Annotated in this window: 9 protein-coding genes; 3 read left to right on the top strand and 6 right to left on the bottom strand. The window is 52.1% G+C overall.

The genetic code is table 11. From position 1 onward, the window contains the following. Positions 1 to 43: 43 nt before the first annotated feature. Both DAQ1742_RS09845 and DAQ1742_RS09850 read right to left on the bottom strand, forming a co-directional pair. Positions 44 to 1,321 carry a PTS ascorbate transporter subunit IIC gene (locus tag DAQ1742_RS09845; protein ID WP_035345976.1) on the bottom strand — a complete coding sequence of 426 codons (1,278 nt, stop codon included), beginning with the start codon at positions 1,319 to 1,321 and terminating at the stop codon, positions 44 to 46. Between the two features lie 269 nt (positions 1,322 to 1,590). Next, on the bottom strand, positions 1,591 to 2,100 hold the full coding sequence (locus tag DAQ1742_RS09850; protein ID WP_035341867.1) for a phenolic acid decarboxylase: 510 nt from the start codon (positions 2,098 to 2,100) through the stop codon (positions 1,591 to 1,593). 121 nt (positions 2,101 to 2,221) lie between these two features. Between DAQ1742_RS09850 and DAQ1742_RS09855 the strand changes: the two genes are divergently transcribed. Next, positions 2,222 to 3,103 (top strand): LysR family transcriptional regulator, encoded by an 882-nt coding sequence (locus tag DAQ1742_RS09855; RefSeq protein WP_035341870.1) that lies wholly within the window; start codon positions 2,222 to 2,224, stop codon positions 3,101 to 3,103. A gap of 53 nt (positions 3,104 to 3,156) precedes the next feature. Here the strand turns inward: DAQ1742_RS09855 and DAQ1742_RS09860 are convergent, their stop codons facing one another. From DAQ1742_RS09860 to DAQ1742_RS09875, 4 genes are all read right to left on the bottom strand, one after another. After that, positions 3,157 to 4,713, bottom strand: a complete 1,557-nt coding sequence (locus DAQ1742_RS09860) for a ferritin-like domain-containing protein (protein WP_035341873.1) — start codon at positions 4,711 to 4,713, stop codon at positions 3,157 to 3,159. A gap of 556 nt (positions 4,714 to 5,269) precedes the next feature. Next, entirely contained in the window at positions 5,270 to 7,786 is a 2,517-nt protein-coding gene (locus tag DAQ1742_RS09865; protein WP_067486944.1) for a putative virulence factor, read from the bottom strand. Then, on the bottom strand, positions 7,783 to 10,788 hold the full coding sequence (locus DAQ1742_RS09870; RefSeq protein ID WP_035341875.1) for a virulence factor SrfB: 3,006 nt from the start codon (positions 10,786 to 10,788) through the stop codon (positions 7,783 to 7,785). The genes DAQ1742_RS09865 and DAQ1742_RS09870 overlap by 4 nt, the downstream gene beginning before the upstream one ends. Before the next feature lie 2 nt (positions 10,789 to 10,790). Next, the gene (locus tag DAQ1742_RS09875) at positions 10,791 to 12,146 is read right to left on the bottom strand and encodes an SrfA family protein (protein ID WP_035341878.1); all 1,356 of its coding nucleotides are present in this window, start codon (positions 12,144 to 12,146) and stop codon (positions 10,791 to 10,793) included. A 464-nt stretch (positions 12,147 to 12,610) separates the two neighbouring features. Between DAQ1742_RS09875 and DAQ1742_RS09880 the strand changes: the two genes are divergently transcribed. Together DAQ1742_RS09880 and DAQ1742_RS09885 are read left to right on the top strand one after the other, a co-directional pair. Continuing rightward, positions 12,611 to 13,468, top strand: a complete 858-nt coding sequence (locus tag DAQ1742_RS09880) for an SDR family oxidoreductase (RefSeq protein WP_035341881.1) — start codon at positions 12,611 to 12,613, stop codon at positions 13,466 to 13,468. Positions 13,469 to 13,990: 522 nt separating this feature from the next. Beyond that, complete coding sequence (locus tag DAQ1742_RS09885; RefSeq protein ID WP_035341884.1) at positions 13,991 to 15,442, top strand: serralysin family metalloprotease; 1,452 nt, start codon at positions 13,991 to 13,993, stop codon at positions 15,440 to 15,442. Positions 15,443 to 15,553: the final 111 nt, after the last annotated feature.

Below are 15,553 nucleotides of genomic sequence, written 5' to 3' on the forward strand. Positions count from 1 at the left end.
AAACCGGCAGCAGATGCCGCCGGTTTTTACCCTCGAGTCAGGGTTACTGGAACAGCCGGAGGAGCCAGTCCAGAACAAGAGAGGGCAGTGTGAAGTCAGGGTCGGCAAAGGTAACGCCCTGTGCGCCCAGGTGGGAAAACAGCGGCAGCGTCAAGGCAGGCAGCACACACAAGAGCAGGCCATTGAGGCTGCTGGCGATGATGGCACCCCGGACGCCCCCGGTCGCATTACCGAAAATGGCCGCCGCGCCGCCGGTAATAAAACTGGCCATAATACCGGGCACAATAATCGGCAGGCCAGCCAGCGGGAACAGCAAAATGCACACCAGCTCCACGCAAAAGCTCACCAGAAACCCTATCAAGGTTGCGTTAGGCGCTTTGGTAAACAGCACCATGACATCCACAGCGGGCACTGCGCCCGGGGCAAATACGTTAGCGAACCCCTTGAATGCCGGTACTATTTCAGCAGTGAATAAATTGACGCCGGCTTTAGCTAAATAGAGCCCACAGGCAAAGGTGGCGGATTGCTCCAAAATGAAAATCACCGCGTTTTTATCCGCCGCACCTGCGCCATACACCATCACCATGGCTTCGCTGATTTGTGGCCGCGTTGCGAACAGGCAAGACAGCAGCAGCAATACCAGCATGGTTAACAGTGTGGCGACGTTCGGTTCGCGCAGAAAATCAATGCGCTGACTGAGCGCCAGCTGTTCGGTGTCATTCGCTTTATTGCCAAACCATTTACCCAGATACGATCCCAGCACATACGATGAAATGGCCGCATGGGAGATGGCATACTCATTTGAACCGATGATTTGGCGGCTAAAGCGGCTCAGAATATAGGGCGATGCCGCCATGTATAAACCAATGAGCAGTGAAGAGACGGCCACAATAGTGGTGTGGGTAAAGTGAAAGGGCATCAGTACCGCGGTAAACGCGAAGGCCATAAACAGCACCAGATGCAGCGACAGGTAAATGTATTTTAAGCGGGTGAACCGCGCCAGCAGAATATTTAACAGCATGGCAAACAGCAAAATGAGCGCGGCGGTAGCCCCCACTTTGTCGAGGGTTGCGGCCATTATCGCCTCATTACTGGGAACTACCCCCGTAATATGAAACGCATGAGAAAACAGTGTGCTGAATGCTGTGAGCACTTTCATCAGAATGCCTCCGCCTATCTTTATCATGGTAAAACCGATGAAAGACAGAAAAGTGCCGGTTATCAGGCGGGAAAGCGGAGCGCGTTGAAACAGTAAACCAAGGAATGCCACGATGGCGATAATAACTGATGGTGTCTTGACCAGGCTGAGTAAAATATCCATTTTTTCATCCATTTGCGATGCGTCTGTAAAAGGGCGTCCATTCCCGGTACTACGGTGGTGACGTACCGGGTGTAATATATTTTCACATTTTTTAAAATATCGTTCCAGTTAACTTTCGCCGAGAATACAACACGTAATTTTTGGCAGACAGAGAGGCGATATGCGCCGCAATAGCATGTGGTGAGAGGGAAAGGAATGGCCGTAGCACGTATAAAAAACCGACAGGGCAGTCATTCGCGCTGTCGGTGAGGTATTGCCGGTTTGAGGGCTTAGGCTTTCAGGTTGTCAGGAAAGTTCTCTGGCAGTTCGCTGGCGGCGCAGTTGATCACCGTGTCGTCGTTCTCACCGCATGCGCGCACTAATGTAATGGTGGCGAATTCGTCAATCACCTCCGTGGGGTAAGCCGGGCCTGTGGCACGGTAGGACTCCATCAGCGGAATATGCTCGTTTTGGAAGCAGACGGTTTTTTCCGGGTTATTGATTACCCAGCGTGGGAAAAAGATAGTGCCATGGAAAATACGATCGGTCAGATTGATAATCAGGCTGACATCCGTACCCGTTGGTTCAGTCCATGAAATTTTATACACTTCGCGTGCCACACGGGCGATAAATACCCGCTGATCTTTCACCCAACGATTACCGACAATACCGCTGTGGATGCGGTAATCCAGCGTATGGTCATTTTTGACATACAGCTCATAATTCCAGCCGTTATCGTAGGTGTAAACCAGATGTTTGCCAACGAAACCGCTGAGGTCGTGTTTATCGAAACTGTTCATATTTTCTCCTTTTTGTTTGTTGAATACAGTATAAACAGGGATTAAATTGATGAATAACGCAGTTTTTGGCATGAATTGATTTAAAAATTAAATCATTTAACGCGACTATGGAGACGGTGATATGAAAACCACGCTGGAACAATGGATGCTGCTGCAAGCGGTGGTTGAGTTGGGTGGGTTTGCCGCCGCTGCCGAGGCATTTAACCGCAGTCAATCCTCGGTGAGTTATCAGCTCTCGCTGATGCAAGAGCGGCTGGGCGTCGCTCTGCTGGAGCCTGCGGGGCGTAAGACCACGCTGACTGCGCCCGGTCAACAATTACTGACGCAGGCCGCACCGTTGCTGAAGGCTTTTCAGGCACTGGAAGTACGCGCGGCGGTGTTAAAACGCGGTGGCCGGGCCAGAATTGATTTGATTGTTGACAGCGTGTTTCCTAAATCGGTTCTTTTTGCCGCGTTGCGCGAATTTCAGCATCATTATCCCCACACACAAGTCCATCTGACCGAAGTGTTGCGCAGTGAAAGTCAGGCGCAACGGCTGGACAGACAGGCAGATATCTGGCTGCTTTCTCACCCGTGGGATGGGTTAAATCAGGGGCGGCTATTGATGGAAATGGCGTTTGTTGCCGTTGCGCGGGCAGATCATCCGCTGCACCAGTTAGCCTCGCCCTTGTCGTATCAGGATTTAAAAAATTATCCGTTGATTGAAATTCTTGACCGGCAACAGCAAAACGATAGCCAGCGAAAGCCTGCCAGCGCCGAGAACTGGACGTTTACCACCGTCGAAGCGGCGATTGAGGCGGTCATGCATGGGGTGGGGTACGGCTGGTTACCGGAGCCTCGCATCCTCTCCTGGCTTGATAGCGGTGAACTAAAACCACTGTCACTGGCACAAGGCGGGCGGCGTTTTACGCCACTTTATCTGGTGGTGGACGAAGAAAATCAGACCGGTGACGCCATTGTGGCAATGCTGGTTAACCTGCTGACACACGCCTCCCTTGCCTAACACAGCACCGCCATTCGGCGGTGCTGTGTTGGGTGAATACAGGATATCTTGATTTATTTATTGATGAATGAGCGTGGTTTCGGCGGTGTTGCTGCCAGTGCTGCCTGAATCTTCATCGGGTTAAAGTAGTTGCGCATCAGGCGGATGCGGTGATCTTCGGTAAATTCATACCGGATAGCCCAGTCATAACTGTAAGGCACGCGGGTAGAGCGGGTGATCCCTTGCTGGCTGCCGTAAGCCATTGCCTGATTATCACTGAAGAACACTTTCTCCACCACTTCACTACTGAACTCTACCGTCTGGCTCATCAGTGACCAGAACCGGGTGAACCCTTCGTGACCGTAGAACACCCCGGTATAAGGCACATCGACCGGGCCGGTCATGTCCCAGACCAGCTGTTCGCTCAGGCAAGCCAGCGCCATTTGCAGGTCGCCTGCGGCGTAAGCCTGACCCAGCTTCTCCAGCGTCGTTTGATTATTGGAGAATGTAACGGCCTGGCTTTTGGCCTGGAAGCGTGGCGGCGGCGGCGGGGTGTATTCAAAGGTGGGGGCCGCATGGTAAGCACTGTCACCGGGGAAAGGGTGATCGACAATGGCGCGGAAATCTTCACGTAGCGAGCCCATCGCCATGATGGCCGGCGTCAGTTTCAGCGGGCGACCACTGAGCGCCAGTTCCAGGTTTTCCAGCACCTCGCAATAACGGCGGTTAAAGCGGGTAATGGCTTTGCGTAGCTCCCCTTCAGGGTAATCGGTGATTTTGGCGGCACTGTGAGTGCGTACCGCTTTGTCCCACTCGATATTCAGCGGGTCGCCGGTTGGCCCGCTGGCGATGGTATCGCCGTGGGTGTACATCCGCTCGCAATAAATTTCATTGAAACGGTAGTAGTGTGGAACGTCATTTTCATCGCCTTGCCAGATGTTATGCGGTGAACCTTCGCCCTGGTCGCAAATCTGGCGCAGCGCTTTCACTGCGGTGTCCAGATCGGTTATCGGGTGCAGCTCACCATAGGAGCCGTGGCAGAATTGCTCAGTGACTATTTGCCGGGTCGGGTCGCCACAGAATACGGCTTTCTCGCCAAAGGACTCTACGGCTGCCCGCAGGCGTGATTCAATGTAGATATAGTATTCGCCAATCGACATGTCACTACAGACATGACTGGCGACCACTTCCGGGCGAACATACTTGGGGTGTTCTATCTGCATGGCCTGATGAATGGCGTGCTGAGAGAAAGGGTGTAACTGAATTTCCAGGTCTTCAATACCGAAAGGTAACGCCGCCGGGTAGTCTGGCAGAAAATTTGGGCTGCTTATTTCCGGTGTGCCGCCAACGGCATTAAGCAAATTGCCTGCCAGCACAAAGTGCAGCATTTCCTCTACCACCACAGAGTGAATCACCTCGGGAACGCGCGGGTCAATATCATCGTTAATGGTGTAGAGCATGGTCAGGTAAGGGGGAATAACCGCATGTTCCAGCACCATTGCCTTTTGCAATAAGTCACGAATGTCATCCAGTTCATGCGCCAGATCTTTATGGCTGGTGAGTTTGACATAACCTTGTTCCCTGAACGTTTTTTCCAGGTCTTGCTGTATATTTTGTTGGTTTAAGTTCATGGTGTTATTCCGTCTTAGTCAGTTTCAGCAGCGACGAAGCCTGTAATCAGTCTTATACATTATTCCTAGCATGAATCTTGAATATCATCATCTTTTGTAGCGTTTTTTTCGTGTTTAACGTGTACTGGCACACATTCTGTTCAGTTTGACAACAACTGTTTGCATTTGTCAGGTGAAGAAAACGGTGGCTGATCGTGCTTGCCAGACGTGCTGACGTCGCCTTGTTTTTCCGTGCCGACCCGATAGTGAGACTTATGAATCCTCCCTGAGAAGGCGGTTATCTTGCCGGTCAGGGGGTGAAGAAAGGTAGGTTAGCCTGCGTACCTTATTTAGCGTAGACAATGTTGTTTTAAACCGGGCGAATATTAAGGAAAAAACAGGCAATAAAAACCGGGTACGGCAGTGCTAACCCAGTGAGAAACTATGACGTGAGAAGCGCTTTTTTGCAAGATTCCTGGTTTATCCGTTGATTGAGCGTTGAATACAGCATGAGGAATGCATTGTGTAAAGTTGACGTTTAGTGAGGGCAGCGTTTGGACTCTGCCCTCACTCTCAGTCAATGTTCCGCGGGTTTGATAAGTGCCAGTATCGTGCCCAGTTTCTCACGCTGTTTAGGCTTGATATCACGTCCGGCGGCATAACCGGCGTTTTGGATGATAAGCTCGTTAAGACCAATCAGCCAGTCGTAGATATAGTAGGCGGTATTATTCACCGGCGTCGCCGACAGTTTTGTCAGCCGCCGCGTCGAGCCGAAATTTGCGACCTGTTTTTCCGGTTTGACAAAAATTTTCTGGCCTTTATTGACGCGGCTGTCTGGCCGCAGGCTTTCTGCCATTTGCTGGAAGCCCAGCCAGGCGACAAAATCGCCCAGCACATTAAGGACGCGTGAGACTTGACGGTCAGCCTTGCTTTCCCGGTTAAGCCCAAGTTGCCCGGAATCGACCAGCATAGTCTGCAAATCATCTTCAATGCGCAGGCGGATGCTGGCGGTAATTAACTCTTCGGCCAGCATTTCGATGGTCGGTCGATTGATGCCCAGTAACTCGATAACCGCGACGTTATCCGGCAGGTTACGCAAGTGATTAACCCAGTAGTGATAAACGTGACGCGCAAATTCCGATTCATAGCTGTGGTTTTCTGCCACCTCAGCGTCATCTGGCTCAGGAAGAGGCGACGACGGCGCTTCCTGCGGTTCACTGTCATGACTAAACAGGTCGATATCCAGTCCGACGCCAAAGGGCTCATAGCTGGCCAGTGGAACCACGCTATCCTGGGTGTCTTGATAGGGCGTAAAAGCGCGAGGTGACTGAACCTGTTGTTGCAGATACAAATGGCGCAACTCATCGCGCGAGGGCAGCAGGCGCTCCAGCAGTTCGCCGTGTACGCCGGTTCGGGTTTGCAATGCTTTTAGCATCGATTCGGCGATACGCTGCTTACGGGCAGGATCATCTGCCCCGGCAGGTTGATACCAACTGCCCAGCAGGTTATCAGACAGCTCGCGCTGTAGTTCATTGAGTTGCTCACCGACGCGGCCGAGCTTCACGTCCCGGCGAACCTCCGCCTCCAGCCAGGCCGCCATGCGGTTGATCCCCCGTTTGTCCATCGCCAGCATCGTACCCCAGGCATCACCCGGTGTGCCGACATAGCGCTGTACCGCTTCATCATGATTCTGTCCGTGGGTGAAGCGGCGGTCATGACGGGTGACAGCCCAGATAAGCCCCGGCTTGCGGCGGCTGCGAACGTGCGGGTTCTCGCCCTGGGTATGGCGCACCCAGTGTTCCAGCGCCCGGCCTACATGGCGCACATCCGCTTTACTGGCGGCGGCCGTGCAGACCATCAGCAGGCTCATCTCCTGATTATCCGTGTAACGCTCCAGCAGATAGGCGCGTTTGGCGCGCAGCAGTGCGCGAGAGAGCGGATGCGGCTTGATGCGCAGTGGCCGGTCTGGGCTATCTTCATCAGGGAAAAGCGGCGCGTCTTCATAGAGACTGAACCCCGGGAAATCCAGCACGTCCACCTGTTCAAACAGTGTCTCTTTCGGCGGTGATAACAGTGGTATCTGGATTTCTGCTACCAGCATAATCATTTCTGCCATCGACAGTTCCACCCCTTTGGCTGCCCGGCCATTGACCATTGGACGAACCTGGGTACTCAGGTCTGAGGGGCTATTAAGCCGTTCAAACAAATGGGTGTTGAACAGGCCACTGTCGGGTAACAGCGCATCGTCAACCAGCAGGCTTATCGGTGCCAGCACTTTGTGCGCGCCACTGAGGTGTGCCAGCGTATGGGCAAAGTGGCGATAGAGCGCCGTATAGTCTGCTTGTTCCCCCCATAAGATGGAAAACAGATTGGCGCGGTCGTCCAGGCTAAGATGAGGGGCCAGTTCAACGGCCAGTGGCCAGAACTTACGCTCCAGCGGTTTTTGTCGTCTCGCATCGTGGCGTACCAGGTAGTCCCACAGCGCCACAACATCGTCACCGTTTAAACCGGGTACCGGCTCTTGCTGGCGATGCAACGAGAGTGTTTTGAGATGATCGGTAATATGTTGCTCATCAAGCTCAGGAAGCGTGGCCGTCGCCTGCGCGCTGGCGCTGCCTTCAAGAATAAAGGCATAAGCCAGAATACGGGCGATATCCGCTTCGTTTAACAACAGCAGGTGTATCGGATTAGGCGTGTTTTTGCCTTCAGTCTGGCGGGTAAAGCGGGTAACAAACGCCGCCGGTTGATTGTCCGGGTTGATATTTTTTTGGTAGTCGAGCGTGACCCCGCCGACGGAGGTTTCGACTCGGCCATTTTCTCCCGCGGCCAGTGAGGTCAGCAAATAGCTCTTGCCACTCTGCGCCAGCCCGAACATGCCGATGGCAATCTCTTTCAGGGCGGATTCTGACAAGCCCCGAGCCTTGTTGCGGCAGCGGCGCAGCTTCACAATCAGCCGCTCGGCTTCCATCTCCAGCCGCGGCACAGTGCGCCGGGTTTCTTCCACCCAGCCAATCGCCTGATCGATCCCCTGAGAAACCGATTGCACCTGACGATTGAGACGGCTCGATAACTGTTTGGGCGTTAATGGTTTCATTTCTTAAAGACGCTCCCGCTATCGATCCAGTAATGGGCGATGCCAGATACCGTGCTGGACAAGGTATTGAGTTTTAACCGCAACTGATTGGGTGACAGGGTGAGCCCTGAGCCCAGTACGGCTTCGGCTATTTCAAATCGCTCAGGTGTCACGTTACCTGCGCTGATACACTCCTCACCGGGCACCACTTTTAGGCGAACCCGTAGTACGCTATCCCCCGCGACCTTACGCGCCAGTTCCGGGTCAACAATCGAGAGTGAATAAAGCGGTGATGCAGGCCAGCGTTCGTTATCCAACTGGCGAAAGCCGAGACACAGCGAGCCGCGGACTTCAAACCCCGGCTGGGTATCGAGGGTAAAATCGGCATCATCAAGATCGATGTCGTTGTAGTAGACATTATCAGTGGTCAAGGTGTTGCCATTATCCAGCATACCCAGATAGCGCACCGTGGAGTAAGGCTCAAAATCCCCGGCTTTGAAATAGAATCCTGGCAAGCGTAAATCCAGTGCCAGCAGGCACAGCATTGCCCCGACGGCTGCGGTGGATTTTGGGTTTTCGATACGCCCGCGCTTATTAAACGGATACCAGTCACTGGTGTGGTAGCCATCGAGTGACATCATGCGGTTAATCGGCAGCGGTTGCAGGTGGCGAAAGAGCGCCTGAATGCCAGGGAAACGCGAAGGGCGACCGGTGAGCAACAGAATGTCACAGGCATACAACGAAACCACCTCAGACATCAGGCGCAGGTGTTGGGTGATGCTCATGCGATTGGCGAGAAATTCGCTGTGCAGTTTGCTCAGGCGCAGAATGAGCGGCACTTGCAGAATATCAAACGGCGTTTCTTCATCCGGCAGCTCGCGCTGAATTTCGCTGTTGACATACTCCAGCACTTTGCGGGTGGGCTCTTGCTCCAAAAGCTCGCCAAACAGGGTGTCTATCTCTGCATTCAGATCCAGCGGGTCGAACTGTTCATAGGCTTCCAGCACCGCCTGACCCATCGGGATAAAAATTTGTAATGTGACCTGCTGGCGCAACGTCAGTTGCCCATCCATCCGTCCTTCGCTGCCAAACAGCCGGGTCATCACACCATCCGGGCTGGTGACACCTGCTTTTTTCAGCGCCGCCTGCAAGGCAGGCAAAATATACAGCTGAATAACATCCAGCAAAATATCATCGCCCGCGACCTTGAACCCTTCGCGGAACAGCAGCCGCGGAATAATTTTGACATTGCTGCCCACGCCGTCATCCAGCCAGTATTGTGTGATGGCAAGGTCAGTGGTGCCACCGCCGATATCAATGGAGGCGATACGCAGTGTCTTGCCCGGTTGTTCGTCATCAGCCAGTTCTTTATCCGGGCGGGCCATGCTGGCAAAAAACGCTTCTGCCCGGCCACCGAAATTCACCTGTGCTTCGTTATAGAGATACACCATCTGGCCACAGGTGGCTTCATCCCATTCCATTTGCACATCAGGAACCGGCACGCAGCTCTTACGCTTGCCATCAATGGTGAGAAAATCGTCGTCCATCGGATGCCAGCCCATCGCTTTCCACACCAGCCCGATGGCTTCAATCATGCGGCGACGGAAAATTTCACGTTCAGGTTTTGGCATGGCCGAGGGCAGCGTCAGAATAATGTTACGCAACTGGCGCGGTGCGTGGGTGTGGATCATCTTCAATCGTTGTGCGGCGCTGTTCATTTGCATCAGCGCTTGCGCCAGCAACTCCGCGAGCATAAATGTCATCACAGAGCTGCGGCTATAGTGCGGGTCAAAGACTGGTAGCCTCTCATCAAGGGGGAGGCTGAACAACGGCTGACCTTCATCATTGACTAACATGGTCAGTGGCATTGCCGTCGCCAGGGGTTCTGGCTGGCGGCTATTCATCGTCTGGCTAAAACGCCAGCCCGGCCCGTAAGGCTCTTCGTCCCACAGATAACGGCGTGGGCTGGAAATGCCGCTGGAGCCATCGGTGCCCTGACGCTGGAGCGCCAGGCGGCTGGCCTCACGCCCGACGCGAATGATTGACGGCCAGATAAAAGCATCGTCACGACCACTTTCGAATGAGAAACTCTGCTTGCCGAAATGCGCCTGGGCAAACTCCACCCGGCTGTCAAATAGCTCGTTATACAGATAGTGTGGTTGACTGAGGTCACGGATTTGCAACTCGTAGGTTTGTTTAAGCCCGTTGCTTTCATCCGCATGATCTTCAACCAGGATACCGGCGGTATGTGAGTTGCCGACATCAAGGATCAAATCCACGTTGATGGCTGGCTCCTGCAAGGTGCTACTGGTCAGGCGAATTTCGGGGATATCCAGCAATGTCACCATGATATCCAGCAGATTCAGGTAGTGCGCCTGATACTCAAACTCACGCAGATTCTGGCGAATATCCCGGGGCTTGCGGTTTTCTACCAACAACGCCTGTTGTGAAAATATCTCGCGCAGCCAGCCATCGACCCAGGTTTGGTCGAGAAACTCTTCGAGCTCCTCATTGTGGTGCGCGAGGGTGAACAACCGGCCGCTATGAATATCGGTTTCACAGGGGGCCAGTAAATCTACGTCCTGATTTTCGGCATACACCCGGGTGTCAAAAGCCAGGCAAAGCCGGTGAGTGTGGCCGTCGTCGTCCGGTTGCTCAAGTTCAAGCAGTTGCACCCGCGCCCAGTTATTCGGCCCGCCCATAAACGTCCTTGGCGGATTAAAGCGAAAGAACGGTACGGGTAACCACACTTTATTCAACAGCCGTAAAGACTGTTCCAGTGTGTAACTGGATTCTGGGTTCACCGCTTCCGGCAGCACTTGTGTGGCATTGGGAAGGGCGTATTTGCCGTTATTTTCATTAAAGGTCAGCCGTAACAGCGGCCCATTGGCACTTTTACGCACGAACCGGTTGGCAAAACTCGCCCGGGACGGCGGCAGCTTTAGCGCAAAATCAAGAAACTGAATACCGCTATTTTGGATAAGCGTAATGTGTTGTTTATAGTCAGTCAGGGTTGCCAGCATGGTTATTTGCTCTCACGCTTAATCGTCATCGGTAACACCGTCTCGGCGTCGTAACGGCCATTACATTCAGCGGCTTCGCTCGCTTCCTGTCGGGTACAGATGATTTCCGGCATCGGGTAGCGGGAACCATCGCTGCAACGCGCACGGTAGCGGCTGTTGATAGCCAAATTACCTGACTGATGCAGACCCGCTTCGACTTCGGCCTGGCAAACAACGCCTTCGCTATAGGTAAAGCGCACATGGCCTTTACCGCCTTTAATCTGATAGTGGAACACCGGCGGCGTGCCGGTCAGCGGGTTTTTCGCCTGCAAGGTCGCTTGCCAGTTACCATCAAGGAAGCGTACCGAGCCAATTTTCACCGCGTCGGCTGGCATAACCAGCGCACCTTTTGGTGCCGGGATGAGTGCGGCGGGCGGAGTCGGCGCTAACGTTGCAGGTGCAGCGTGATTTTCCTGCGTTGCCGGTACCGGTTCAACGGCAGACGCTGCGCCAGGCAACAACGTCGCAACATTTAATGGCAAATTCGGCTGTGGCAGCGCGTCGGACGTTGAAGGCTCCGAGGGCCCAAGGACGCGTTTTTCCGGTTTGATCGCCGTAACGGCCGCAGAAGGCATGGTGTCAGGTTTGGAGACACAACTGCGAATCTGAAATACCAGCGTGACCAACAAGGCGGCACCTGGTGCAACCCACCAAAAGCGTGTCCAGCGGCTGGCGCTCACGGGTGGGGTGCCAACGGGGGCGGCGGGGGCATCATTGACTACGGGGACCACAGGAGGTGCCGGTGGTACAGGCGGTTCCGGTTCCGGTTCCGGTTCGATGTCCTGCGTTGTCACCACCGGCAGCGGTTCGGCAACCGGCTCAGGGATGATGGCTGGTTCAGCGGGGCGCAGGCATTCCAGCACATCACTGCGGGATTTTTTCCCCAGGCTGACGAACCCCCAGAATGTGACAACCGGTTTATCATCCACTAAATAGACATGATTAGAACCGGGAAACTGGAACGCCTTTGAGAGCAAGACGCCGAACAGTTTTTGCGCCGGTTTATCTGACTGGCGAGCGCGCTCACTGATAGCATCCACTGTGGCAAGGTATTGTTCCAGTAGCGTCAGTGCAGCCGTGCGCTGTTCGTCACTGGCGGCCATCCAGGATGTTATCTTGCCGGTAAAGGGGGCATACCAGTCAATGCGGTCGCCCTCGTCATTGGGTTGGGGAATAGCCAGACAGTCAGCAATGTGCTGCTGTTGGCGAAGGCGCAGTGTTTCCCGTAATTGCAGCGCCGAGGCATAAACGGGCTGGCCGTTTTCTCCCAACGCAAGAAAATCGTCTAAATTTCCACTGCGTAAAAATAATTTTGCCACGCCAAAAAGACCCTTTGTGATAAACCGTCAAAGCAGAAAATGCTGTTCTATTCTGCAATTATAATTCTGATGATCACCAATCAAATACATAAAGAAGTGACAAATATGACAAATATTTGCCTCATCAGCTTACCCGGTGAGCAATATCGCATAACTATGCGATGGACTGAAACATTAAAAAACCGCTTGAGTCCATGCGGCTGCACCGTCCGTTCAGTCATGGCGGACTGAACGCGATGCCAGAAATGCGGTTTTCTTTTTTCTGAAGGATTGATAACTATTTTCATACTAACATTTTTGTTAGTACTTACTAAAAGTTAGCTTTGGTCTTATGCTGGCAAACCTGAACCTCACTTCACCATCGATGAGCCAGGAAGTCAGTGAGGTGTACGCTATTTTTCACAAATACGGTGCGATAGATGTTTTTTCGCCTCTTTTTTTACTGAAGTTAACAGGAGTCAGAGATGTTTGCGATTACAGGGGCAACCGGGCAGTTGGGGCGTTTGGTGATTGATTCGCTGGTGCAATCTGTTCCTGCAGAACAGATTATCGCGCTGGTTCGTGATCCGGCAAAAGCCGGTGATTTGGCCGCGCGTGGCATACATGTGCGCTACTTTGACTATGATCAGCCGCAATCGTTGGTCAGCGCCCTGAACGGGGTAGACAAACTGCTGCTGATCTCATCAAGTGAAGTCGGTCGTCGGGAAGCGCAGCATAACGCCGTTATTGCTGCGGCAAAGCAGGCCGCGGTTGGCCTGATTGCCTATACCAGCCTGTTGCATGCGGATACCTCGCCACTGGGGCTTGCGGGCGAACACCGTGCCACGGAAGCGGCATTGAAGGCCTCCGCCATTCCCCATGTGATTTTACGTAATGGCTGGTATACCGAAAATTACGCTGCCAGTATCGCACCGGCGTTAGCACATGGTGCATTTATTGGTGCGGCTGGCGAGGGCCGTATTGCCTCGGCAGCGCGTCAGGATTATGCCCTCGCGGCCGCCACCGTGCTGCAATTACACGGTCAGGACGGAAAAATTTACGAACTGGCCGGGGACGACAGCTATACGCTGGCCGAATTTACTGCGCAAATCGCACAGCAGAGCGGTAAGGCCGTGCAATACGTAAACCTGTCTGAGGATGAGTTTGCTGCGGCCTTAAAGAACGCAGGATTACCTGCCGGGCTGGCTGAGATGCTGGCAGATTCTGATGCGGGTGCACAGAAAGGCGGGTTATTCGCGCGTGGCGATGACCTGGTCAACCTGTTAGGGCGCTCGGCAACACCTTATGCTGACGTTATTCGTGACACGCTTTCATCACTGTAATTATTGATTACAGCGAATTATTCGCTAACACCGTGGCCGGGCTGCATGACATTTTAATGTTGTTATTGTTTGACAGCCGTTGTTCACCGGGGGGATGAAGCGCAGCAGGGTTACCCGAGTACCTGCTACCAACGCTGCCTGATGGGATTTTTCTTGTCAGTGTCTCTCGGCGCATAAAATGGCGCACCTGGGTTTCCCGGGTGCGCCATTTTTTATTCTGTTTGTATGCGTTAGTACCGTGTATTCTCTGGCCTTTTTTTGTAATAAAGCGCGTTGTTGTAATGAAAAATCAATTTTCCTGACGGAATCTTGTCATTTTATTTCTATTTTACTAACCTGTCAGTGTTGCCAGAGACTCTGCTTTCAAAATGAGTGAATCAGTAGCAGCGCTTATTTTATTCACAGGGTATATCTCGCATGGAAAGTACCTTCCATGTGTCTGGTCAATTTATTACATCAATAGATGATGACGCTTTGTGATAATCATCTGATGTAGAGGAATGTATTCATGGAGGAAATAATATGGCTTTATCAGCAAGAAAGGTTGTCTCCCCGTCAGGAACGGCAGATAGCTATACTGGCATTGCGGATGTTTATCAGTTATGGAATTACCATACTCGTGGTAACGGTGACATCGGCGATAAGCCGTCTTATACGCTTGAGCAAGCGCGCGATCAAATAACCCGTGGTAATTTTACCTGGAACGGCGATAAGGTTTTTGGCAAACCTGCTGCATTAACGTACTCATTCCTTCAGAATGTCTCTGATGCGGATATGCCAAAAGAAGAAAATGGCGTCGCTAGGTTTACAGGGTTTGTTAAATTTAATGATGCACAGATGCAGTATGCAAAACTTGCATTACAGACCTGGGCGGATGTTGCGAATGTCACGTTTCAGGAAGTCTCTGACTCTCAGCATGCAACTATCCAGTTTGGTAATTACACGCGCACCGGTACTGGCGCAGTGGATAATAATAGCCAGGCATTTGGTTTTTATCCTGGTAATGAAAAATGGGCAGGTTCAGCCTGGTTTAATTACAACCAGGCAGATAATCAACGCCCTGATATTAATGAATTTGGTCGAAATACATTAGCGCACGAAATCGGTCACACCCTCGGATTATTTCACCCCGGCAATTATGATGCCTCAGATGGTAACCCCGGCTATAAAGATGTTACCTATGCAGAGGATACGCGCCAATTCAGTATTATGAGTTATTGGAATGAGGGTAATACCGGCGGTGATTTCCACGGCTACCATGCCGCCGCCCCTTTGCTGGATGATATTGCTGCTATTCAAAAATTGTATGGTGCCAATCTGAGTACACGCACCGGCGATACGGTATATGGTTTTCACTCCAATAGCGGGCGCGATTTTTATACTGCAACCGATGCTAAAACGCCGCTAGTATTTTCCGTATGGGATGCGGGTGGTAATGATACGTTTGATTTTTCAGGCTACAGTGATAATCAGAGAATTAGTCTGATTAGTACCACATTTTCTGATGTTGGTGGTTTAAAAGGCAATGTCTCGATTGCTGCCGGAGCCGTGATTGAAAACGCTATCGGTGGTTCTGGTAATGATGTTATTGTCGGTAACGTATCCAATAATCGTATTGACGGTGGTGCAGGTAACGATGTGATTTTTGGTGATGGTGGCGCTGATATCTTGACGGGTGGGAAAGGGAAAGATATTTTTGTTTATGCATTTGATAATGATTCGTTATATTCATCTCCTGATATTATTACTGATTTTCAGCGAGGCGAGGATAGAATTGATTTGTCGGCATTTAATAAAAATCATCCCCTTAGCTTTGTTAACCAGTTTTCCGGCAATCAAAATGAAGTGCTGTTGAGCTGGAATGAGCAAGCGCATCAAACCAATGTGTGGCTGCATTTAAATGGGCATGAAAATGCTGATTTTATGATTGAGGTAGTTGGCAGTCCATTACAAACATCGGATTTTATCGTTTAAACGTTATTTGCGAAGCCTAAATTCTTTTGGCCAGTAACAGCAGGCATTGTTTATATGAAAAATGCCTGCTGTTATTTTTATTTGGTTTAAGTGCTCTTATTGACATCGGTA

This window comes from Dickeya aquatica (assembly GCF_900095885.1).
Classification (GTDB): domain Bacteria; phylum Pseudomonadota; class Gammaproteobacteria; order Enterobacterales; family Enterobacteriaceae; genus Dickeya; species Dickeya aquatica.